Below are 20,055 nucleotides of genomic sequence, written 5' to 3'. Positions count from 1 at the left end.
GTCGGGTTACTCGGTTCTCACTGGGACCCGTGCGGTGTGGACCCGGATGGCCCGAGTGCCGCGGCCAAGCGCTCCATGCGCTCGCCGAAGCCGTCCACCGCGCCGAAATGCACGGCCACGGCGGTGGCTCCCGCGCCGGCGAAGGCCGATATCCGGTCCGCCGCGCCGGTGACCGCTGCGTCGTCGGGACAGTCCGTGCGCACCGTCGCGCGCACGGAACGTCCCTCCGCGACCTCCCGGAGCCGTGCGGCACGGCGCCCGAACTCGTCGGGATCGACGCGCACGGCCTGCCACTCGTCGCCGAACCGCGCGGCCCTGTGCAGCGCGCGGTCGGAGCCGCCGCCGATCATCAGCTGCACCGGCGTGCGGGGGAGGGGCTCGAACACGTGGCCGTCCGGCGCCCGGCCTGTGAAGAGGGAGCGCAGCAGCGCGAGCGCATCGTCGGTGGTCGCGCCCCTGGCCGGGAAGTCGGCGCCCACGGCCGCGAACTCCGCGGCGTCCCAGCCCGTTCCGACGCCGAGCGTCAACCGGTCACCCGACAGCCGATGCAGCGTCGCCGCCTGCTTCGCGACGGTGAACGGATCCCGCAACGGCAACACCAGCACCGACGTGCCGAGCCGGATGCGACTGGTGTGCGCAGCGAGGTGCGCCAGGGTGACCAGCGGTTCGAACGCACCGCCGTAGACCTCGCCGAACGGACCGGGTGGCAGGAGGTGGTCCGGCAGCCACGCGGTCCGGAATCCGAGCTGGTCGGCCCGCACGGCGAGTTCCACGAGCGCCGCCGGTTCCATGTCGGGATCCTCGTCGGGCAGCACGACGTCCAGGTCGATCACGCGGCGGACTCCTTCTCCTCGAGGAAACTCCGGATCGCCTCGAGCCACGGGCCCGGAGCTTCGGCACCGATCAGATGTCCGGTGTCGACCTCGACGAGCCGGGCACCGGCGATCCCGTCGGCCAGCTGCCGGGACAGCGACGGTCCGGTCAGTCCGTCCGCCGTCGTCGCGACGACCAGGGTCGGCGCGCGGACGTGGCGCAGCTCCGCGCGAATGTCGACCTCCGCGCCGAGGGCGACGTGTTCGGGACTGCCTTCCGGGATGGACGCGGCGGCCTCGTCGATCAGCGCGTCGAGTTCCGCCGGTGGGACTGCGTTCAGGGTGGACGGGCCGGAGGCGGCGAAGGTCAGGAACTTCGCCAGCAGCCGGCGATCGCCGTGCAGGAGCTCGGCCCAGATGTCCAGCGCCAGTCGCATGCGGTTGTCCGGCTTCGCGAACCCGGCCGTGAGGATCACGCCGTCGACGCGGCCGGGATGGCGCGTGGCCATCCGCACCGCGACCGCGGTGCCGAGCGAGTAACCCAGCACCGTCCACCGCTGCACCCCGGCGGCGACCGCGACGCCGGCGAGCTCGTCGGCGAGGGTGTCGAGGTCGAGAGACTCGGTGCTGCGCGGCGTCGCCCCGGCGCCCGGATAGTCGGCGCCGATGACGGTGTGGGTGCGTGCGAGGTCGTCGATCAGCGGTCCGAAATTGGCCTCGATGCCACCGCCCGCACCGTGGGCGAGCACCAGACCCGGGCCGTGCCCGCGAATCGTCGAACGGAAATTCCGGCTCATGCCGCGACGTTAGAAGTTGACACCGGTGTGAAGGTCAACTCCCGGGAAGGGCACGCAATGCTGATCGGTGAACTCGCCGCGCGCACGGGCGTGAGCCCACGTCTGCTGCGGTACTACGAGGACCAGGGGCTGCTCGGCGCGACCCGCGGTACCAACGGTTACCGCCGCTACGACGACGAGGCCGTCACGACGGTCCGGCAGATCCGGGCCCTGCTCGCGGCCGGGCTGTCGAGCGAGGTGATCCGCACGTTGCTGCCCTGCGCGGTGGGCGACGTGCCGGACCTGAAGCCGTGCCCGGAGCTCGTCGCCACCCTCCGCAGGGAACTGTCGGCCATGGACGACCGGATCGATGCGATGCAGCGCACACGCGCCGCGCTCGCGGGGTATGTACCGCCCGGCGAGTGATCGATGTGCCAGGGTGGAAGGGTGAACAGACAGCCTCTCCGCCTGGCGATCCTGGAAGCGACGCGCATCCTCGAACAGGCCGGTGTGGCATCCCCGCGCAACGACGCGGAACTCATCGCCGCCCACGTGCTCGGCGTCGAACGGGGACGCCTGCCGCTCACACCGCTCGTCGATCCTCCCGTCGTCGAATCGATGCGCCGTCTCGTGGAGCAGCGGTCGAAGCGCGTACCGCTGCAGCATCTCACCGGCTGGGCCGCGCTCGGCGACATCACCGTGAACGTCGGCGCAGGGGTGTTCGTGCCGCGCCCGGAGACCGAGTTGCTGCTCGAGTGGGGTCTGAAGTTGCTCAAGGGCCGGGAGTACCCCGTCGTGGTCGACCTGTGCACCGGGTCGGGCGCGTTGGCGCTGGCCGTCGCGCACGCCCGTCCCGACGCCGTCGTGTACGCCGTCGACAACGACGCCACCGCGCTGGCCTGGGCACGGCACAACGCCGACGCCCGCGCCGCCGCGGGCGACACCCCGATCCGCCTGTACTCGGGCGACGTCACCGACCACACGGTGTTCGCCGAGCTGGACGGACTCGTCGACCTCGTGCTCTGCAACCCGCCCTACGTGCCGGAGGGTACGCAGGTGCCCCGCGAGGTCGCCGACCACGACCCGCCCCAGGCCGTGTTCGCACCGGGTGGCGGGCTCGCCGTGATCCGGCACATCGTCGGCATGGCCGCCAGGCTCCTGCGGCCCGGTGGCGGCGTGGCGATGGAACACGACGACACCCAGGGCTCGGCCGTGCCGGAACTGCTGCGCAGCCGCAAGGTGCTCACCGACGTGCGCGGCCACCAGGACTTGGCCGGCAGGCCGCGATTCGCCACAGCCCTGCGAGGCTGACGCCCCCGACCCGTGTTGCGCTTTCAGGGTCTCGTGTTGCGCCTTCGGGGACCCGTGTTGCACGCCCAGGGACCCGTGTTGCGCCTTCAGGGCACAGGCGTCCCGCCGGAACGAGCGCGTTGGTCGACAAGCGGTTTCGACGTCTCGGCGTGGTGCGACGTTCTTCGTGAGACTCGCCGGCGACCTCCGGCTCCTGCTGATCGTGGCCGGGTCTAAGCTGGGCGGCCATGAGCGTGGTCTACGACTGCAGTGACCCGGATTCCCGCACCGACGGCCTCAAGGCCGCAGCCGCGGCGGTCCGTTCCGGACGGCTCGTGGTGCTTCCCACCGACACCGTGTACGGCATCGGCGCGGACGCCTTCGACTCCGCCGCCGTGCGTGCGCTCCTGCAGGCCAAGCATCGCGGTCCCGACATGCCGGTCGGTGTGCTCGTCGGCTCCTGGTCCACAGTGGACGGCCTGGTCCTGGGTGTGCCGCAGCAGGCGAGGGCGCTCATCGAAGCCTTCTGGCCGGGCGACCTGTCGATCGTCCTGCCGCACGCACCCAGTCTCAACTGGGACCTCGGCAGCACCCGCGGCACGGTCCTGCTGCGCATGCCGCTGCACCCGGTCGCGCTCGAGCTGCTCCGCGAGGTCGGCCCGATGGCGGTCTCCAGCGCGAACGTCTCCGGCAGGCCGCCCGCCGCCAACGCGCAGGACGCGAAGGAACAGCTCCAGGACTCGGTGTCGGTCTACCTCGACGGCGGCCCGAGCGGGGCGCCCGTTCCGTCCACGATCGTCGACCTGACCGGTTTGTCGCCCGTCCTGCTGCGGGAGGGCGCGGTGAGTGCGGAGGCCGTGTCCGAGGTGCTGGGTGTCGAGCTCGGCCCGAAGGAATGATCGCGCCGCGGTGGCGATAGCGTTGCGCGCCGTGATCTCGCACCGACTGGCCAGGACGGAGCGCCCGTGACACCCACGGCGGGCTTGCCGATCCGCGAGTACATTCTGGTCGCGCTCGTGTCCGCGGCCGTGACGTTCCTGCTCACCGCGCTCGTGCGGAAGTTCGCAATGAAGACGGGAGCGGTCGCCGTACCGCGGCAACGCGACGTGCACGTCGTGCCGATCCCGCGGATGGGCGGGCTCGCGATGTACTTCGGCGTCGTCGGAGGCATGGCACTGGCGCACCAACTGCCGGTGCTGCGGCGCGCGTTCGAGTACTCCTACGACCCGGTGGCCGTCCTGATCGGCGGTGGCGTCATCGTCCTGATCGGCGCGCTCGACGACCGGTTCGAGCTCGATGCCTGGACCAAACTCGCCGGCCAGGTGATGTGCGCGGGCATCCTCGTGCTGTTCGGCCTCCAGTGGGTGTCGTTCTGGGTGCCCTGGGGTGGGGACGGCGCGGCGCTCGGCCAGGTGCTCATCCTCGACCGAAACCAGGGCGGCCTGCTCGCGGTGCTGCTGGTCGTGGTCATGGTCAACGCCATGAACTTCGTCGACGGGCTCGACGGCCTCGCGGGCGGCCTCGGGTTCATCGCCGCCGCCGCGACGTGCGCCTTCTCGCTGGGACTGCTCGACTCGTCGGGCGGGGACGTCAGCACCTACCCACCCGCGCTCATCGCGGCGACGCTGGCGGGCGCGTGTCTGGGCTTCCTGCCGCACAACTTCCAGCCCGCGCGGATCTTCATGGGCGATTCCGGATCGATGATGATCGGCCTGATGCTCGCGGCGGCCAGCACGTCCGCGTCCGGGAAGATCAACTACACGTCGTTCGACGCCACCGACGTCGTCGCCCTGCTCTCGCCGCTGTTCGTCGTCGCCGCGGTGCTGTTCCTCCCGCTGCTCGACCTGGTGATGGCCGTGGTGCGGCGCACTCGGCGCGGCGAGAGCCCGTTCGCGGCCGACAAGATGCACCTGCACCACCGGCTCCTGGAGATCGGCCACTCCCAGCGCCGTGCCGTGCTGCTGATCTACCTGTGGGCCGGGCTGCTGGCCTTCGGCGCCGTCGCGGTGACCCTGTTCGACACCGCCGTGGTGTTCTGGCTGACCTGCACCGGGCTGCTCCTCGCCGCGCTGGTCTCGGGAGTCCCTAGACTGAAACGACAACGGGAAGGCCCCTCCGCGCGTCGATGACCTCGCCCGCGGGCGGGGCACGTCCGATCCGCCGCCGACCGCGAAGGCCCCGCATGAACTCCCAGCGCACGTCCGAGCCTGGCCGAGGCCCCGCCTCCACGTCCCCGGCTCCGGCCGCCGGTCAGGCCGAGGACCCGGCCGTCGCGGTCGCGCGCGAGCACGCCCGTTCGGTGTATCGCCTCGCCGACGCGATGCAGCGCTGGGGCCTGATGCTGTCGCTGCCGGCCAGTCTCGTGGTCGTCGGGGTCGCCACCGTGCTCGCGGGCCGACCGGGCCTGGTGGGCGCGGCCTTCGGTGTCGTACTCGGGCAGGGCTCGGCGCTCGTCACCATCACGATGATGCGGATGGCCGCCACCCGCGGACCCAGCTCGCTGATGGGGTTCGCACTCGGCGGCTACGCCCTCAAGATGACGGCCCTGCTCGTGGTCATGCTGTTGTTGCGCGACGTCGACGGGTTCAACCGGACCGCATTGGCGTTCGGCATGCTCGTGGTCGTCGTCGCGTGGGCCGCGGGCGAGGTGACCGCCTTCCAGAAGACCAGGACACCGACGCTCGTCGTCCCACCGTCGCAACCCCTCGGCGGTGACGACCTCGACGATCTCGAGGACACCCACGGTCGCGAGGACCACGGCCGCGAAGACACTGCGGAAACGGATGATTCCGACCTTCGGGACGAGTCGAGCACCCGCGGTGAAACGACTGCCGAGAATGTGACGACCAGCACATCCGGGCGGGCAGATTCGGAACGAACCGGCTGAATCGTTCCACGTCGGCCTACGACGGTCAGTAGTGCCAGGTAGAGGCCGGTTTGTTTCGAAGAAGTATGCCCGTACGGCTGGCCCCGAAACGCCCCTGATACCGTCCCCGCCAAGGATCGCCTTGCTCCAGCAAGGGGACCCCACATAGCACCGGATCTGCATCCGGTACGTTATGTCCAGTTGCAACGATTCCCCCGGCGGAGTGAACGCCGGCCGGGAGAACCGGAAGGAGCCCAGTTGGGCGCGCTGGTACTAGCCGCGGGTGACGAATTCACGCCGCCGACGGCAGACGCGTTTAATCTGCCACCCATTTTCGGCTGGGTCACCAAACCCATGCTGCTGCTCGTGCTGTCGGTGATCCTGATCATCGGTTTCTTCCTGCTGTCCAGCAGGAAGCTCAGCATCGTGCCGGGCAAGGGACAGTTCCTCGTCGAGTCCTTCTACGACTTCGGGCGCAACAACATCGCGCGCGAGCAGATCGGCTCGAGGGACTTCCTGCGCTTTCTGCCGCTGATTCTGGCTCTGTTCAGCTTCGTCCTCGTGAACAACCTGTTCGGGATCGTTCCGTTCCTGCAGTTCCCGACGATGTCGCACATCGGCTTCCCGCTGGCGCTCTCCGTGCTCGTGGTCTACCCCGTCTATCACTACGCGGGCATCCGCAAGCACGGTCTCGGTGGCTACCTGAAGAACCAGCTGATTCCGCCGGGTGCGCCGAAGCCGGTGTACATCCTGTTGACGCCGATCGAGTTCTTCACGAAGTTCATCATGAACCCGCTGACGCTCGCGATCCGAGTTTTCGCGGCCATGTTCGCGGGTCACCTGCTGATCATGCTGTTCGGCATCTCGGCGGAGTTCCTGCTCCTCCACGGTGACGGCATCACGAAGATCTTCTCCGTCTTCTCCTTCGGCGGAGCGCTCGCGATGACGTTCATCGAGGTGCTGATCATGTCGATCCAGGCCTTCATCTTCGCCCTGCTGTCCGCCAACTACATCGGCGCGGCACTGGCCGAGGACCACTAGAACCGACCGACACCCACAGATCCCGGACGGCTCACGCGAGACGATGACGTCCGTCCGAACCCACAGACAAGCATCCGTTACCGAACACGGACGAAGTTGGAAAGGGAAAACACGTGAGCTCCATTGTTCTCGCCCAGGCCGCTGAGACCAGCATCAACTCGGGCCTCGCCGTTGTCGGCTACGGCCTCGGTGCCATCGGTGGTGGTATCGGCGTCGGCATGATCTTCTCCTCCGTCATCAGCGGCACCGCCCGTCAGCCGGAGGCCCAGGGCAAGCTGATGAACATCGGCTTCACCACCTTCGCCCTGGTCGAGGTTCTGGCGCTGCTGGGCTTCGTTCTCTTCTTCCTCGCGGGCTGACGTCGGCATCTGCCGACGTCGGAATGACGACAGGACGAAGTGGAGACGACGATGATTCTGGCGGCTGAAGAGTACAACCCGGTGATGCCGCACCTGGCCGAGGTGATCATCGGCCTGATCGCGTTCCTGCTTCTGCTGTGGGTGCTGCGCAAGTTCGTGGTGCCCCGCTTCGAGAAGCTGTACGAGGAACGGGCCGCGAAGATCGAGGGCGGCATCGAGAAGGCGGAGAAGGCTCAGGCCGAGGCCGAGAAGGCGCTCGAGCAGTACAAGGCTCAGCTCGCCGAGGCACGGACCGAGGCCGCCAAGATCCGCGACGACGCACGGCTCGAGGCCGAGCAGATCAAGGCCGAACTGCGCGCCGAAGCCGAGCAGGAGTCGGCCCGGATCGTCGCTCAGGGCGAGGCGCAGCTGCAGGCGCAGCGTGCGCAGATCGTTGCTGAGCTGCGCGCCGAGCTCGGCCAGAACTCGGTGGCGTTGGCCAGCCGGATCGTCGGTGAGTCGCTGGAGGACGAGGCCCGCAGGCGCGGCACCGTCGACCGGTTCCTCGCCGAACTCGACGCCGGTGCCAACGGTGCCGGAGCCAGGAACTAGGAGTAGGCGCACATGACGCTGCATGCTGCGAGCCGGGACGCTCTTGGCTTCGCCGAGACCCGTCTCGACGAGGTGCTCGGCGACGCGGGCACGAACCCGTCCGCCGTCGGGGAAGAGCTGCTCTCCGTGGTGGATCTGCTCACCAGGGAGGTCGGGTTGCGACGGTCCGTCGGTGACGGCTCGTCCGATCCGGAGGCCCGCAAGCGGCTCGTCAGGTCGTTGCTGCAAGGCAAGGTGTCCGAACCCGCCCTCGGCGTGCTCGACACCGTGGTGGGCAGCCGTTGGTCCAGCCCGCGTGAGCTGCTGGACGGCCTGGAGACCGTGGCGCGCAAGGCGCTGCTGGTCAGCGCCGACAAGGCCGGGAAGCTGGACACGGTCGAGGGGGAGTTGTTCTCCGTCGCCCGTATCGTGGAAGCCGAACCGGAGCTCGAACGGGCGCTGTCCGACCAGGTCGGTCCCGCCGCCGGTCGGCGTGCGCTCGTGCGCAGCCTCGTCGGCGAGAAGGTCGACGCGGTGACGCTCGTGCTGGTCGAACAAGTGGTATCACGGCCGCGAGGCCGTGGCGTCGTGTTCGGCATCGACGAGCTGGTCGAGCAGGCCGCGGCCTACCGTTCCCGCTCGGTCGCCTACGTCAGGAGCGCGACCGAGCTGACCGGAGGCCAGCGCGACCAGCTGAGCGCACGGCTCGAGCAGATCTACGGACGGCCGATGGCGTTGCACGTCCAGCTCGACCAGTCGGTCGGTGCCGGACTCGTCATCCGCGTCGGCGACGAGGTCATCGACGGGAGCGTCGCGGGCCGCATCGAAGCGCTGCGCAGGCAGCTCGCCAGCTGACGGCGCGCACACACACAAACTTTGCACAGTGGCAAGACACGAAGTGAGAGCGGGAACGACATGACGGAGCTGACGATCTCCTCGGATGAGATCCGCAGTGCGATCGAGAACTACGTCTCGAGTTACTCCCCGGAGGTAAGCCGGGAAGAGGTCGGCGTCGTCGTCGACACCGGTGACGGTGTCGCCCACGTCGAGGGCCTGCCTTCGACCATGGCCAACGAGCTGCTGGAGTTCGCCGGCGGCGTCTACGGTGTCGCGCAGAACCTCGAGCCGCGGCAGATCGGTGTCGTGCTCCTCGGCGACTTCGAGAAGGTCGAAGAGGGCCAGGAGGTCAAGCGCACCGGGCAGATCCTGTCGGTGCCGGTCGGCGAGAACTTCCTCGGTCGCGTCATCGACCCGCTCGGCAACCCGATCGACGGCCTCGGTGACATCGAGTCCAGCGAGCGTCGCGCCCTGGAGCTGCAGGCCGCCTCGGTGGTCGAGCGCCAGCCGGTGGACGAGCCGCTCGCGACGGGCATCACGGCGATCGACGCGATGACGCCGATCGGCCGTGGACAGCGTCAGCTGATCATCGGTGACCGCAAGACCGGTAAGACCGCGGTCTGCGTCGACACGATCATCAACCAGAAGGCGAACTGGGAGAGCGGCGACCCGAACAAGCAGGTCCGCTGCATCTACGTCGCCGTCGGCCAGAAGGGCTCGACGATCGCCTCGGTGCGCAAGTCCCTCGAGGACGCGGGCGCCCTGGACTACACGACGATCGTCGCCGCACCCGCCTCGGACCCGGCCGGTTACAAGTGGCTGGCGCCCTACTCGGGTTCGGCGCTGGGCCAGCACTGGATGTACCAGGGCAAGCACGTCCTGATCGTCTTCGACGACCTCACCAAGCAGGCCGAGGCCTACCGAGCGATCTCGCTGCTGCTGCGTCGTCCGCCGGGCCGCGAGGCGTTCCCCGGTGACGTCTTCTACTTGCACTCGCGTCTGCTCGAGCGCTGCGCCAAGCTCTCGGACAAGCTGGGTGGCGGTTCGCTGACCGGTCTGCCGGTCATCGAGACGAAGGCCAACGACATCTCGGCCTACGTCCCGACGAACGTCATCTCGATCACCGACGGCCAGTGCTTCTTCCAGTCGGACCTGTTCAACTCCGGCCAGCGCCCCGCGGTCGACGTGACCACGTCGGTGTCGCGAGTCGGTGGTGACGCGCAGACGAAGGCCATGAAGAAGGTCTCCGGTACGTTGCGTATCGACCTGTCGCAGTACGAGGAGCTCAAGGCGTTCTCCGCCTTCGCCTCGGACCTCGACGCCGCGTCGAAGGCACAGCTGGACCGTGGTTCCCGCCTGTACGAGCTGCTCAAGCAGCCGCAGTACTCGCCGGTCCCGGTCGAGCAGCAGGTCGTCACCGTGTACCTCGGCACCAACGGGCACTTCGACGACGTGCCGATCGAGGACACCGCGCGGTTCAACAGCGAGCTGCTGGAGAACATGCGCCACAAGCACGAGGACGTCCTGACCGAGATCCGCGAGACGGGCAAGTGGAGCGACGAGCTGGCCGAGAAGGTCGCCGCCGCAGCCACGGAGTTCAAGAAGGGCTTCACCACCTCCGAGGGCAAGCAGCTCAATGAGGTCGAGGCCGACGCCATGGACGCTGAGCACGTCGGACAGGAATCCGTGAAGGTGAACCGTCCGGCTCCGAAGAAGTAGTGGGCGGTAGCCATGGCACAGCTTCGTGAGCTCCGGTCGAAGATCCGGTCAACCAAGAACATCGGCAAGATCACCAAGGCGATGGAGCTCATCGCCACGTCGCGCATCAGCAAGGCGCAGGCGAGGGTCGAGGCCGCCCGTCCGTACGCCACGGAGATCACCAAGGTGCTCTCGGCGTTGGCGAGCGCCTCGACCAATCTCGACCACTCCCTGCTGGTCGAGCGCGAGCAGCCGCGCCGCGTCGCCGTGCTCGTCGTGACCAGTGACAAGGGACTGTGCGGTGGCTACAACGCCAACGTCCTGCGGGCCACCGAGGAACTGCTCTCGCTGCTGCGCGAGCAGGGCAAGGAGCCGCAGCTCTACGTCATCGGCGGCAAGGGCGTGAACTACTACAAGTTCCGCGAGCGTCAGCTGGCCGGCAGCTGGACCGGGTTCTCCCAGCAGCCGCGCTACGAGAACGCGGCCGAGGTCGGGCAGACCCTGGTCGACGCCTTCCTGGCCGGTGACGACGACGCGTCCACGGGATCGGGCGAGCCGGTCGACGAGCTCCACATCGTCTACACCGAGTTCCGTTCGATGCTCACCCAGACGCCGGTGGCCAAGCGCATGGCCCCGCTCGAGGTGGAGTACGCCGACGAGGAGGGCGAGGGCGGTCAGGCCGCCACGTCCGACGGCGAGATCACGCCCGCCTACGAGTTCGAGCCGAACCCGGAGGCGCTGCTCGGAGCGCTCCTGCCGAAGTACATCAACACGCGGATCTTCGCGGCGTTGCTGGAATCGGCGGCCTCCGAGCTGGCGGCGCAGCGGAACGCGATGAAGTCGGCGTCGGACAACGCGAGCGAGCTCGTGGAGACCTACACCCGGCTGGCGAACCAGGCCCGCCAGGCCCAGATCACCCAGGAGATCAGCGAAATCGTCGGTGGAGCTGATGCGCTCGCCGCTGTAGGAAGTGATGACTGAGCTATGACTAGCACTGAAACAGCCGTCAAGGGGCGCATCGTCTCGGTGACCGGTCCGGTCGTCGACGTGGAATTCCCGCGCGGCCACATCCCTGAGCTGAACAACGCGCTCAAGGTCGACATCGAGTTCGCCGAACTCCGCAAGACGGTGACCCTCGAGGTCGCGCAGCACCTCGGCGACAACATGGTCCGCACGATCTCGCTCGCGCCGCAGGACGGTCTCGTCCGTGGCGCCGAGGTCACCGACACCGGCGCGGCGATCTCCGTGCCGGTCGGCGACAAGATCAAGGGCCACGTCTACAACGCCCTGGGCGAGTGCCTCGACGAGCCGGGCTACGGCGACGACCTCGAGCGCTGGAGCATCCACCGCAACCCGCCGGCGTTCGACCAGCTCGAGGGCCGCACCCAGGTGCTGCAGACCGGTCTGAAGGTCATCGACCTGCTCACCCCGTACGTGCAGGGTGGCAAGATCGGCCTGTTCGGTGGTGCCGGCGTGGGCAAGACGGTGCTGATCAAGGAGATGATCACCCGTGTCGCCCAGAACTTCGGTGGTACGTCGGTGTTCGCCGGTGTCGGTGAGCGCACCCGTGAGGGCACGGACCTGTTCCTGGAGATGTCCGAGGACGGCGTCATCGACAACACGGCGCTGGTCTTCGGTCAGATGGACGAGCCCCCGGGCACCCGTATGAGGGTGGCGCTGTCCGCTCTCACCATGGCGGAGTACTTCCGCGACGTCCAGAACCAGGACGTGCTGCTGTTCATCGACAACATCTTCCGGTTCACCCAGGCCGGTTCCGAGGTCTCGACCCTGCTGGGTCGGATGCCGTCGGCCGTGGGTTACCAGCCGACGCTGGCCGACGAGATGGGTGTGCTGCAGGAGCGGATCACCTCGACCAAGGGCCGTTCGATCACCTCGATGCAGGCGGTCTACGTGCCGGCGGACGACTACACCGACCCGGCTCCGGCCGCCACGTTCGCCCACCTCGACGCGACCACCGAGCTCTCGCGTGGCGTGTTCCAGAAGGGCATCTTCCCGGCGGTCGACCCGCTGGCCTCGACGTCGACGATCCTGGACCCGGCGATCGTCGGTGACGAGCACTACCGCGTCGCCTCCGAGGTCATCCGGATCCTGCAGAAGTACAAGGAGCTGCAGGACATCATCGCGATCCTCGGTATGGACGAGCTGTCCGAAGAGGACAAGCTGACGGTGCAGCGTGCGCGTCGCATCGAGCGCTTCCTGTCGCAGAACATGCTCGTGGCCGAGGTCTTCACCGGCCAGCCCGGTTCGACCGTGCCGGTCGCCGAGACCGTCGAGGCGTTCGACAAGATCGCCAAGGGCGAGTTCGACCACTACCCGGAGCAGGCGTTCCTGGGTATCGGTGGCCTCGAGGACCTCGAGAAGAAGTACCACGAGATCACCGGTAAGTGATCTCGGTTCAGGAGTGATCCACGGCGACGGGACCGGGCCGCTGCGGCGTCCGGTCCCGTCGCTCCCGCATTCACCCCCGGCAACGACAGCGCGGCGGTTACACTGGCGCCAGCGCTGATGAAGAAGGAGACCCCACGTGGCTGAGATGTCCGTCGAGCTCGTCGCCGTCGAGCGGCGGCTGTGGTCCGGCCAGGCCTCGTTCGTCGTCGCGCAGACCACCGAGGGCGAGATCGGCATCCTGCCGAGCCACGAGCCCATGCTCGGCCAGCTGGTCGAGGGTGGCGTCGTGAAGGTGACGACCACCGACGGTGAGACGATCACCGCGGCGGTGCACGGTGGCTTCCTGTCGGTCACCGCCGAGCGCGTGAGCGTGCTGGCCGAGACCGCTGAACTCGGCGACGAGGTGGACGTCGAGGCGGCCCGTGCGTCGCTGTCCGCCGACGACGAGGTGGAACGCGAGAGAGCAACCGCCAAACTCCGCGCAGCGGGTCAGACGGTCTGACGAGCAGAGACCAGCAGGGGACCGGCATGGAGGCAGCGATCATCGTCTCAGCCCTCCTGCTGGTGCTGCTCGCCGTCGCGCTCTGGTACGGCCTGCGCTGGTTCGGGATGCGCCGCCGCGGCGGGGTGAGCGTGGCGCTGCGCTGGGACCCGGACCGGGAGCGTTCGGGCTGGCATCTCGGGATCGCGCGCTACCACGGCGAGGAGTTCCTCTGGTACCGCGTGTGGAGTCTGCGGACCGGCCCGGACCGGACGTTCGCCAGGGAAGGCCTCGAGATCGCCGACCGCCGCGACCCCGTCGGCACCGAGTCCTACGCTGTTCCTTCCGGTTCGACCGTGCTGCGATGTCAGCCCGCGCAGGGCGAACCGATCGAGGTCGCCATGGGCCCGGACGCGCTCACGGGCTTTCTGTCCTGGCTCGAATCCGCTCCGCCCGGCAGGCGGATGCGCCGCGCCTCCTGATCGGAGTCGCCGAACCGGGGCGGTGAGCCGAGGCCCCGTGTCCGATCCCTGAGCCCGCCCCGCGGCGATCGACTCTGAGCGGCGATCGACTCTCAGCGCGTCGCAGTGGGCCCGCGCTCGGTGCGCGCGGGAACCCACCACGGTGCCGGCGGATCGGCCGTCAGCGGTCCCCGCCCGGCTTCCACAGGACGTCGCCGTCCGGGTTGGCCAGGCGCGCGAGGATGAACAACAGGTCCGACAGCCGGTTCAGGTACTTCACGGCGAGCACGTTGGTGCGATCGGCGTCGGCCTCGACCAGTTCCCAGCCGGAACGTTCGGCCCTCCGGGCCACGGTGCGCGCCTGGTGCAACAGCGCAGCACCCGCGGTGCCCCCTGGCAGGATGAACGACGTCAGCTTCCCGAGCCGCTCGTTGAACTCGTCGCACCAGCCTTCGAGGCGTTCGATGTACGGTTCGCTCACCCGCAGCGGAGGGAACTCCGGGTCGGGAACGACGGGCGCGCACAGGTCGGCTCCGACGTCGAACAGGTCGTTCTGGACGGCCCTGAGCACGTCGGCGATCTCGTCGGTGAGCCCGCCGAGGGCGATGGCCACGCCGATGACCGAGTTCGTCTCGTCGACGTCGGCGTAGGCACCGAGGCGCGGGTCGGTCTTCGGCACACGCGAGCCGTCGCCGAGTGCCGTGCTCCCGCTGTCGCCGACTTTGGTGTACACGCGGTTGATCCGTACAGGCATGAGCTCGAGGCTACGTCAGCGTCCGCCGCCGCGGGCCGCATCGCCGCGGGGAGATCGTCCGTTTCGTGTCCTGCGTCGATTGTGACCACGCTTGCCGTAAGCGTGCCCCTTCGCAGCGTTCCGGGCCGGGCGGGGCAAGATGTCGGCATGAGCGAGCACTTCGACGTGCACGGTGGTGCGCGTCTGACCGGCGAGGTCGAGGTCGTCGGAGCCAAGAACAGCGTGTTGAAGCTCATGGCGGCCGCGCTGCTTGCCGAGGGCACCACGACGATCACGAACTGCCCGCGGATCCTCGACGTCCCGCTGATGGCGGACGTGTTGCGCAGTGTCGGTTGCCACGTCGAGATCGAGGACGACGTCGTGCGCATCACGACGCCCGCCGAGCTGTCGCATCGCGCGGATTCCGCGGCGATGAGCAGGCTGCGTGCGTCGGTGTGCGTGCTCGGCCCCCTGGTCGGGAAGCTGAAGAAGGCCGTGGTGGCCCTGCCCGGTGGCGACGCGATCGGCTCGCGCCCCCTGGACATGCACCAGAACGGCCTGCGCAAGCTCGGCGCGACGAGCTCGATCGAGCACGGCTGCGTGGTGGCCGAGGCCGACGGGCTGCACGGCGCGCAGATCTGGCTCGACTTCCCCAGCGTGGGCGCGACCGAGAACATCCTCATGGCCGCCGTACTCGCCGAGGGCACGACGGTGATCGACAATGCCGCTCGCGAGCCCGAGATCGCCGACATCGTCGCGATGCTCACCGAGATGGGCGCGAGGATCGAGGGCGCGGGCACCTCGACGCTGACCGTGGAGGGCGTCTCGGAGCTCAAGCCGACCGAGCACCGCGTGATCGGCGACCGCATCGTGGGCGCCACGTGGGCGTTCGCCGCGGCGATGACCCGAGGCGACGTCACCGTGACCGGTGTCGACCCGCACCACCTGGAACTGGTTCTCGAGAAGCTGCGCCTGGCTGGCGCGGAGGTCACGACCTACGACGGCAAGGGGTTCCGGGTGAATCAGTCCGAGCGCCCCCAGGCGGTCGACTTCGTGACCCTGCCGTACCCGGGGTTCGCCACCGACCTGCAGCCGTTCGCCGTGGCGCTGTCCTCGGTGTCGGAGGGCACGTCGATGATCACCGAGAACGTCTACGAGGCGCGGTTCCGGTTCATCGAGGAGATGGTGCGGCTCGGCGCCGACGCGCGCACCGACGGCCACCACGCCGTCGTCCGCGGCGTCGAGCGGCTCTCCAGCGCCCCGGTGTGGGCCTCGGACATCCGCGCCGGGGCGGGTCTGGTCCTCGCGGGCTTGTGCGCGGACGGGGTCACGGAGGTGTGGGACGTGTTCCACATCGACCGGGGGTATCCGCACTTCGTCGAGAACCTGAACCGGCTCGGCGCCCGCATCGACCGCGTGGGGACGCCCTCGGGCGAGTGACGCACCGCGTCCCGGCGCGGGCCGGTTGCGTCGCACTCTCAGGTGCCCGCGCTCAGCCGCCCGCGGCGAGTGAGACGCCGAAGCCGATGAGCGTGCCACCGGTGGCGACGTCGAGCGCCCTGCGCACCCGCCTGCGCCGCAGCCACGCCCGCACGCGGTGCACGAACACCAGCAGCAGCACCAGCCACAACGCGCCCAGCACGGCGACGGTGTAGGCGAGCAACAGCGCGTCGAACGGGGTGCTGCGCACCGGGTCGAGGAACTGGGGCAGCACCGACAGGTACAGCGCGAGCACCTTCGGGTTGGTGACGTTGGACAGGAATCCCTCGCGGAACCGGCGGAAGCCGCTCGCCGCGGCACCTTCGGCGTCCATCGCGGCGTAGTCGCCGCGCCACGCCGAGCGCAGTGACTGGATGCCGAGGTAGCACAGGTAGAGCACGCCTGCCCAGCGGATCGTGGTGAAGACCGGCTGCGACTGCACGATGAGCGTGCCGAGGCCCAGCGCGACGAGCGTGCCCTGGAACAGGTTGCCGACCGCGATGCCGAACGTCGCGAGCATGCCGCCGCGGAACCCGCCCGCGAAGGCGTTCTTGAGCGTCACCAGCGTGTCCGGGCCCGGCGCGATGACGACGAGGATCGTCAGGACCAGGTAGCTGCTGTAGGAACTCCACGTCACGACGTCTCACGGTATGCCATGCGCGGCCGCGGACCCGCTCGTCCGGCTGAACGTCACAGACCCTGTTTTCGCAGGGCGAGCGGCTGGGCACTCAGGGTGCATGATCGACAGCGGCCGCCGAATGGTGCGGGACGGCACCCGGAGAAGGGCTCCGGGAATTGGTGAAACGCGCGGCTCAACTCCGACCACGGGAACACGCCGAACGACTCGAGGATTTTACGTGCGTGTCCGGAATGTTGTTTTCCCACGTCATCGTGGTATCCGAGGGTCTCGTTCGAGTGGCGTGCGCCGGAGGGAATTGCGTGATCGATTGCGCACATTCGGGTGACGTGCCTAGGGTGAGCGGCCAATCGCGATGGCGGTGGCCCGGAGTGGGAAACCGGTGCCGCCTGCCGGCGCTGATGTCCAGACAGGAGCTAAGAGCACGTGAACAACTCCAGGCTGAGTAGGCGCGGTTTTCTCCGCGGGGCATCAGGACTCACCCTCGGTGTCGCGGTGGGCGGCGGTGCGCTGACCGCGGGCTGCACGTCGATCAACGTGTCGGCCGACAGCGGGGGCGGAGACCTGCTCGAACGGCTTCGCGGTTCGGGCACGGTGCGCATGGGATTCGCCAATGAGCGCCCCTTCGGTTTCATCAACGGACAGGGCGACCTCACCGGCGAGGCACCCGAGGTCGGCAAGGAGATCTTCCGCAGGTTGGGCGTCGAGTCGTTCGAGCCGAAACTGGCGGACTTCAGCTCGCTGATCCCGGGATTGAAGGCCGGTCTGTTCGACGTGATCGCGGCCGGCATGTACATAACGCCCGACCGCTGCGCCGAGATCGAGTTCACCAATCCCGACTACAACGCGCCCGCCGCATTGCTGTTGCCCGAGGGCAACCCGCGCAATCTTTCCGATCTGCAGAGCATCGAGGAATCGGGCGCGCGGATCGGCGTGCTGACCGGCTCGGTCGAAGAGGGTTATGCCGCCGATATCGGACTTCCCGGCAACCGCATCGTGGTGTATCCGGATCAGTCGTCCGGCATCGACGGCGTCGCCGCGGGCCGGTCGGACTGTCTGATGCTGACGCGCCTGTCGCTGAACTCGGCGTTGCAGCAACGGCGCGGAATGCCGTTGGAGATCGGTGAGCCGTTCGTTCCCGTGGTCAACGGTGAGGAGATGTTCGGTGCCGGTGGTTTCGGTTTCCGGAAGGGTGAGACGGCCATCGTCGACGCCTTCAACCGCGAGCTCGCCTCGATGCAGCGGTCGGGCGAGATCTTGAAACTGACCAAGCCGTTCGGCTTCGCGCAGGAGGAAATGACCGACCTGACGGCTGCCGATCTGTGCGCCGGAACCGCGTCGTAGGAGGCCATTCATGTCTGCCGGCCTGATGGCCTATGTCTGGGAGGGACTGGGCGTCACCCTCATGCTCACCGTGTTCGGTGCGCTGCTGGGTCTCGTCTTCGCCTTCATCGCAGGACTCGGTCGCTCGAGCGACCGCAAGGTGGTCCGCGGTATCGCGATGGTGTACACGGAGGTCTTCCGTGGGTTCCCTTCGCTGGTGCTGCTGTTCGCGTTGATCTTCATCCTGCCGCAGTTCGGATACCAGCTGAACACGCTGTTCGCGGGCATCCTGGCGTTGGCCCTGAACATCGGGGCCTACGCCGCCGAGGTGGTGCGCGGTGCGGTGAAGTCGGTGCCGCCGGGCCAGCTCGAGGCCGCCGTGGCGCTGAACTTCACGCCGATGCAGCGGATGCGCAAGGTCGTGCTGCCGCAGGCGATCGTGGCGATGATCCCGCCGTTCTCGAACAACCTCATCGAGCTGCTGAAGGCGACGTCGCTGGTGTCGCTGGTCTACATCTCCGACCTGACGTTCGCGGCGCAGCTGGTCCGCGCGTCGACGGGGGAGACGACGCTCGTGTTCCTCGGCCTGCTCGTGGGTTACGGCCTGATCGCGCTGGTGCTGACCACGATCATGCGCCTGCTGGAGCGGATGGCGGCGAAGCGGCTGGGCAGGCAGGTCCCGAAGGGCCTGTTCGCGAAGAAGGAGGCCGCATGAACGACCATCGCGGAGCTTGCGGAGCCTCGTTCGTGAAGGAGGCCGTGTGAACGAGATGTTCGAGTGGAGTCGTGTCTGGGACGCGATGCCGACGATGCTCGACGGCCTTGTCGTCGCGTTGCAGGCCACGCTCATCGGCTATGTGATCGCGCTGGTCCTCGGGCTGCTGTTCGCGCTGTTGCGGCGCAGCAACAACCGGTGGGTCAGCATGCCGGTCGGGTTCGTCGTGGAGTTCATCCGTTCCACGCCGCTGCTGGTGCAGTTGTTCTTCTTCTTCTACGTGTTGCCGCTGATCGGGATCAGCGTCTCGCCGCTGGCGACGGGTGCGTTCGCGCTCGGCCTGCACTACGCGACGTACACGTCGGAGGTGTATCGCTCGGGTATCGACGGTGTGCCGCCCGGTCAGTGGGAGGCGGCGCGGGCGCTGAACTTCTCGCGGCGTCGCACGTGGACGGCGGTCATCCTGCCGCAGGCGATCCCGCGGGTGGTGCCGGCGCTGGCGAACTACGTGATCGCGATGTTCAAGGACACGCCGCAGTTGCTGGCCATCACGGTCGTGGAGATGCTCGGCGCGGCGGTGGCGATCGGGTCGGAGACCTTCCGGTACTCCGAGCCCGTGGCCGCGGCGGGTCTGGTGTACCTGGTCGTTGCTCTGGTGATGGCCTGGCTGGCGCGCATTGTCGAGCGCCGGTACGGGCAGGTTCGGGTTTAGTGCCGCGTGTCCGGAGAACGTCAAACAACCCCGAACAGACGGCACTAGGAGAGGAATAGTTCGTTGACTGGCGAAGACTTCATCACGTTCGAAGGCGTGCACAAGGCCTTCGGGAAGAACGTGGTGCTCGACGACCTCTCGTTCTCGGTCGCCTCGGGTGAACGCGTCACCCTGATCGGCCCGAGCGGCTCGGGCAAGACCACCATTCTGCGGATGCTGATGACGCTGACGCGGCCCGACCGCGGCACCATCGGCGTCGACGGCGACTACCTGTACCACGAGAAGCGCGGTGACGAGCTCGTCCCGGCCTCGGAGGCGCACATCCGCAAGGTGCGCCAGCGCATCACGATGGTGTTCCAGCACTTCAACCTGTTCCCGAACATGAAGGTGCTGCGCAACGTCACCGAGGCGCCGATCCACGTGCTGGGCAAGTCGAAGGACGAGGCCGAGGAGCGCGGCAAGGAGCTGCTGGAGATGGTGGGGCTGGGCGACAAGTTGGGCGCCCACCCTTCGCAGCTGTCCGGTGGTCAGCAGCAGCGTGTCGCGATCGCGCGGGCGCTGGCGGTGGATCCGGACGTGCTCTTGCTCGACGAGGTCACCTCGGCGCTCGACCCGGAGATCGCCGCGGAGGTGCTCGACGTGCTGCGCGACATCGCCAGGTCGACCGACACCACGATGTTGCTGGTGACCCACGCGATGAAGTTCGCCCGCGACGTCTCGCACCGGGTGCTGATGTTCAACGAGGGCAAGATCATCGAGGACGGCACGCCGGAGAAGCTGTTCAACGAGCCGGAGGAGGAGCGCACGCAGGACTTCCTCCGTTCGGTGATCGACGAGACCTGACGCGGCCCCCGCA

General features: G+C 68.3%; 22 protein-coding genes and 1 pseudogene. 19 read left to right on the top strand and 4 right to left on the bottom strand.

The window, feature by feature from the left end; genetic code table 11:
- Positions 1 to 17: 17 nt before the first annotated feature.
- Positions 18 to 833 carry a TIGR03619 family F420-dependent LLM class oxidoreductase gene (locus tag IF64_RS0106660; protein ID WP_246134747.1) on the bottom strand — a complete coding sequence of 272 codons (816 nt, stop codon included), beginning with the start codon at positions 831 to 833 and terminating at the stop codon, positions 18 to 20.
- A complete protein-coding gene (locus IF64_RS0106655) occupies positions 830 to 1,609 on the bottom strand; it encodes an alpha/beta fold hydrolase (protein WP_030531130.1) in 780 nt (259 codons plus the stop codon). The genes IF64_RS0106660 and IF64_RS0106655 overlap by 4 nt, the downstream gene beginning before the upstream one ends.
- Before the next feature lie 57 nt (positions 1,610 to 1,666).
- Here IF64_RS0106655 and IF64_RS0106650 point away from each other — a divergent pair, with 57 nt between their 5' ends.
- The 14 genes and pseudogenes from IF64_RS0106650 (at position 1,667) to IF64_RS0106585 (ending at position 13,621) form a co-directional block, all read left to right on the top strand.
- Complete coding sequence (locus tag IF64_RS0106650; protein ID WP_030531129.1) at positions 1,667 to 2,014, top strand: MerR family transcriptional regulator; 348 nt, start codon at positions 1,667 to 1,669, stop codon at positions 2,012 to 2,014.
- 21 nt (positions 2,015 to 2,035) lie between these two features.
- Positions 2,036 to 2,899, top strand: coding sequence for a peptide chain release factor N(5)-glutamine methyltransferase (gene prmC / locus IF64_RS0106645; RefSeq protein ID WP_030531128.1), 864 nt, complete (start codon positions 2,036 to 2,038; stop codon positions 2,897 to 2,899).
- Between the two features lie 227 nt (positions 2,900 to 3,126).
- The gene (locus tag IF64_RS0106640; RefSeq protein WP_030531127.1) at positions 3,127 to 3,777 is read left to right on the top strand and encodes an L-threonylcarbamoyladenylate synthase; all 651 of its coding nucleotides are present in this window, start codon (positions 3,127 to 3,129) and stop codon (positions 3,775 to 3,777) included.
- 66 nt (positions 3,778 to 3,843) lie between these two features.
- On the top strand, positions 3,844 to 5,007 hold the full coding sequence (locus IF64_RS0106635) for a glycosyltransferase family 4 protein (RefSeq protein ID WP_030531126.1): 1,164 nt from the start codon (positions 3,844 to 3,846) through the stop codon (positions 5,005 to 5,007).
- A gap of 53 nt (positions 5,008 to 5,060) precedes the next feature.
- A pseudogene (locus IF64_RS0106630) lies at positions 5,061 to 5,579 on the top strand (Cg1360 family ATP-synthase-associated protein); the annotation flags it as partial.
- A 423-nt stretch (positions 5,580 to 6,002) separates the two neighbouring features.
- On the top strand, positions 6,003 to 6,785 hold the full coding sequence (gene atpB, locus IF64_RS0106625; RefSeq protein ID WP_030531124.1) for a F0F1 ATP synthase subunit A: 783 nt from the start codon (positions 6,003 to 6,005) through the stop codon (positions 6,783 to 6,785).
- 113 nt (positions 6,786 to 6,898) lie between these two features.
- The gene (locus IF64_RS0106620) at positions 6,899 to 7,144 is read left to right on the top strand and encodes an ATP synthase subunit c family protein (protein WP_030531123.1); all 246 of its coding nucleotides are present in this window, start codon (positions 6,899 to 6,901) and stop codon (positions 7,142 to 7,144) included.
- Between the two features lie 51 nt (positions 7,145 to 7,195).
- Positions 7,196 to 7,735, top strand: a complete 540-nt coding sequence (locus IF64_RS0106615; protein ID WP_030531122.1) for a F0F1 ATP synthase subunit B — start codon at positions 7,196 to 7,198, stop codon at positions 7,733 to 7,735.
- A 12-nt stretch (positions 7,736 to 7,747) separates the two neighbouring features.
- A complete protein-coding gene (locus IF64_RS0106610) occupies positions 7,748 to 8,569 on the top strand; it encodes a F0F1 ATP synthase subunit delta (protein ID WP_030531121.1) in 822 nt (273 codons plus the stop codon).
- 60 nt (positions 8,570 to 8,629) lie between these two features.
- The gene (gene atpA, locus IF64_RS0106605; RefSeq protein ID WP_030531120.1) at positions 8,630 to 10,270 is read left to right on the top strand and encodes a F0F1 ATP synthase subunit alpha; all 1,641 of its coding nucleotides are present in this window, start codon (positions 8,630 to 8,632) and stop codon (positions 10,268 to 10,270) included.
- A gap of 12 nt (positions 10,271 to 10,282) precedes the next feature.
- Positions 10,283 to 11,230, top strand: coding sequence for a F0F1 ATP synthase subunit gamma (locus IF64_RS0106600; protein WP_030531119.1), 948 nt, complete (start codon positions 10,283 to 10,285; stop codon positions 11,228 to 11,230).
- A gap of 3 nt (positions 11,231 to 11,233) precedes the next feature.
- Entirely contained in the window at positions 11,234 to 12,658 is a 1,425-nt protein-coding gene (gene atpD / locus IF64_RS0106595; protein WP_030531118.1) for a F0F1 ATP synthase subunit beta, read from the top strand.
- A gap of 136 nt (positions 12,659 to 12,794) precedes the next feature.
- Positions 12,795 to 13,160, top strand: a complete 366-nt coding sequence (locus IF64_RS0106590) for a F0F1 ATP synthase subunit epsilon (RefSeq protein WP_036875824.1) — start codon at positions 12,795 to 12,797, stop codon at positions 13,158 to 13,160.
- Positions 13,161 to 13,186: 26 nt separating this feature from the next.
- Complete coding sequence (locus IF64_RS0106585) at positions 13,187 to 13,621, top strand: DUF2550 domain-containing protein (RefSeq protein ID WP_030531116.1); 435 nt, start codon at positions 13,187 to 13,189, stop codon at positions 13,619 to 13,621.
- Between the two features lie 160 nt (positions 13,622 to 13,781).
- Here IF64_RS0106585 and IF64_RS0106580 read toward each other — a convergent pair whose 3' ends face one another.
- On the bottom strand, positions 13,782 to 14,354 hold the full coding sequence (locus IF64_RS0106580; protein ID WP_030531115.1) for a cob(I)yrinic acid a,c-diamide adenosyltransferase: 573 nt from the start codon (positions 14,352 to 14,354) through the stop codon (positions 13,782 to 13,784).
- Between the two features lie 147 nt (positions 14,355 to 14,501).
- Between IF64_RS0106580 and murA the strand changes: the two genes are divergently transcribed.
- Positions 14,502 to 15,773 carry a UDP-N-acetylglucosamine 1-carboxyvinyltransferase gene (murA, locus tag IF64_RS0106575; RefSeq protein WP_030531114.1) on the top strand — a complete coding sequence of 424 codons (1,272 nt, stop codon included), beginning with the start codon at positions 14,502 to 14,504 and terminating at the stop codon, positions 15,771 to 15,773.
- A gap of 52 nt (positions 15,774 to 15,825) precedes the next feature.
- Here the strand turns inward: murA and IF64_RS0106570 are convergent, their stop codons facing one another.
- Complete coding sequence (locus IF64_RS0106570; RefSeq protein WP_030531113.1) at positions 15,826 to 16,449, bottom strand: LysE family translocator; 624 nt, start codon at positions 16,447 to 16,449, stop codon at positions 15,826 to 15,828.
- A 426-nt stretch (positions 16,450 to 16,875) separates the two neighbouring features.
- Here IF64_RS0106570 and ehuB point away from each other — a divergent pair, with 426 nt between their 5' ends.
- The 4 genes from ehuB to ehuA all read left to right on the top strand — a co-directional run bounded on the left by ehuB (position 16,876) and on the right by ehuA (position 20,042).
- The gene (gene ehuB, locus IF64_RS0106565; RefSeq protein WP_030531112.1) at positions 16,876 to 17,793 is read left to right on the top strand and encodes an ectoine/hydroxyectoine ABC transporter substrate-binding protein EhuB; all 918 of its coding nucleotides are present in this window, start codon (positions 16,876 to 16,878) and stop codon (positions 17,791 to 17,793) included.
- A 10-nt stretch (positions 17,794 to 17,803) separates the two neighbouring features.
- Positions 17,804 to 18,487 carry an ectoine/hydroxyectoine ABC transporter permease subunit EhuC gene (gene ehuC / locus IF64_RS0106560; protein ID WP_030531111.1) on the top strand — a complete coding sequence of 228 codons (684 nt, stop codon included), beginning with the start codon at positions 17,804 to 17,806 and terminating at the stop codon, positions 18,485 to 18,487.
- 46 nt (positions 18,488 to 18,533) lie between these two features.
- Positions 18,534 to 19,199 (top strand): ectoine/hydroxyectoine ABC transporter permease subunit EhuD, encoded by a 666-nt coding sequence (ehuD, locus tag IF64_RS0106555; protein ID WP_036875822.1) that lies wholly within the window; start codon positions 18,534 to 18,536, stop codon positions 19,197 to 19,199.
- Between the two features lie 63 nt (positions 19,200 to 19,262).
- A complete protein-coding gene (ehuA, locus tag IF64_RS0106550) occupies positions 19,263 to 20,042 on the top strand; it encodes an ectoine/hydroxyectoine ABC transporter ATP-binding protein EhuA (RefSeq protein WP_048808018.1) in 780 nt (259 codons plus the stop codon).
- The last annotated feature ends 13 nt before the right edge of the window (positions 20,043 to 20,055 follow it).

This window comes from Prauserella rugosa, from assembly GCF_000719975.1.
GTDB classification, from domain to species: Bacteria; Actinomycetota; Actinomycetes; order Mycobacteriales; family Pseudonocardiaceae; genus Prauserella; species Prauserella rugosa.
This window is presented reverse-complemented; position numbering and strand designations above follow the sequence as displayed.